The sequence below is a fragment of the Candidatus Deferrimicrobiaceae bacterium genome (assembly GCA_035256765.1).
In the GTDB taxonomy this organism is placed as follows: domain Bacteria; phylum Desulfobacterota; class Deferrimicrobia; order Deferrimicrobiales; family Deferrimicrobiaceae; genus CSP1-8.
In genome coordinates, this window is sequence record DATEXR010000121.1 from 1 (window position 1) to 1,249 (window position 1,249).

The 1,249-nt window shown below is 61.9% G+C and carries 3 protein-coding genes; 1 reads left to right on the forward strand and 2 read right to left on the reverse strand.

Annotated elements, in window-relative coordinates; translation table 11 throughout:
- A partial coding sequence (locus VJ307_04090; GenBank protein ID HJX73316.1) for a deoxynucleoside kinase occupies positions 1 to 342 on the reverse strand: 342 nt, incomplete at its 3' end.
- 126 nt (positions 343 to 468) lie between these two features.
- Here VJ307_04090 and VJ307_04095 point away from each other — a divergent pair.
- Complete coding sequence (locus tag VJ307_04095; protein ID HJX73317.1) at positions 469 to 948, forward strand: DUF134 domain-containing protein; 480 nt, start codon at positions 469 to 471, stop codon at positions 946 to 948.
- A 6-nt stretch (positions 949 to 954) separates the two neighbouring features.
- Here the strand turns inward: VJ307_04095 and VJ307_04100 are convergent.
- Positions 955 to 1,249 (reverse strand): hypothetical protein (locus tag VJ307_04100; protein HJX73318.1); only part of this gene is annotated, 295 nt, incomplete at its 5' end.

The following is a 1,249-nucleotide window of genomic DNA, read 5'->3' on the forward strand; positions in this document are numbered from 1 at the left end:
GTAGACCATCTCGTAGAGGGAGATCTCGTCCTCCTCCAGGTTCAGATACGCGAAGATCTTGTCCTTGGCCAGCACGTAGTCGGAGACGACCCCCTTCTCGAAGAGGTCCCCCTGGGCGAGATCCCGCTGCTGGCGATACCGGGAGAGGAGGAAATAGAGCTGCGTCTGGAAGGCGTACTTGCGGCGATCATCGTAAAACCGTTCCAGAAACGGGTTGTTGGCGACTTCCTCCTGGATGAGGCGCGCGCCGAACTGCTGGGCAAGGATCTTGGCGAGAGAGGTCTTCCCCACGCCGATCGGCCCTTCGATGCCGATATACCGGGGTGCCTTCTGGGAGGTCATGTCCGGTTGATTTTAGTCGCCGCGGGCCGGAAAAGTCCACCGTTTTCCGAAAGAACCCCTGTCCCGTGGTTTCCCCCTTGACAGGTTATGGGCATATGACAATAATAATCACGGGAGGGCCACGATATGGCAAGGCCGGTAACCTGCAGGAGGGTCGGTTGCTCCCCGGAGCCCCGTTACTTCAAGCCGAGAGGAATTCCCCTTTTCCGTCTCGAAGAATCCGTGGTCACCATGGATGAATGGGAAGCGATACGGCTCGCCGACTGGGAAGGGCTCTACCAGGAGGAGGCGGCCGAACGGATGAACGTTTCGCGGCAGACATTCGGAAGAATCGTGGAATCCGCGCGCAGAAAAGTCGCGGACGCGCTGGTGAACGGAAAGGCGCTGAGAATCGAGGGAGGTGAGATCGAAATGGCAACGGAGAAGAGATCGTTCCTATGCGCCGATTGCGGACACTCCTGGGAGGTCCCCTACGGGGGAGGCAGGCAGGCGGGGTGCCCCAAATGCACGAGTGTCAATTTCCACCGGACGGACGAAGGCAGGGGACGTGGCTTCGGCAGGGGGCGGGGAGCGTCCGGAAGAGGGTTGTGCGGGCGCCGGGAATAAGCCGTCTCAGGGAGTTTCCCGGTATCGGCGGGGCCATCTTTTTCCGGGCGGCCCCGTTTCTTTCTCCCCGTCTTCGCGAATCCCCCGGAGAGTGCGGGCCAGGGCGAGGAACTTTTCGGGAGGGACCGATTCCGCGCGGGCCGTGGGGTCGACTCCGCATCGGGACAACAGGTCGCACCACTCCTTCGTCCCTCCGGCAAGAAACGGCACGGGTGCGTTTTTCAACGTTTTCCGCCTCCGGGCGAACGCGGCGCGCACGACCGCCTGGAGCTTTCGGACGAGGGGGTCGGGGATCCCTTGC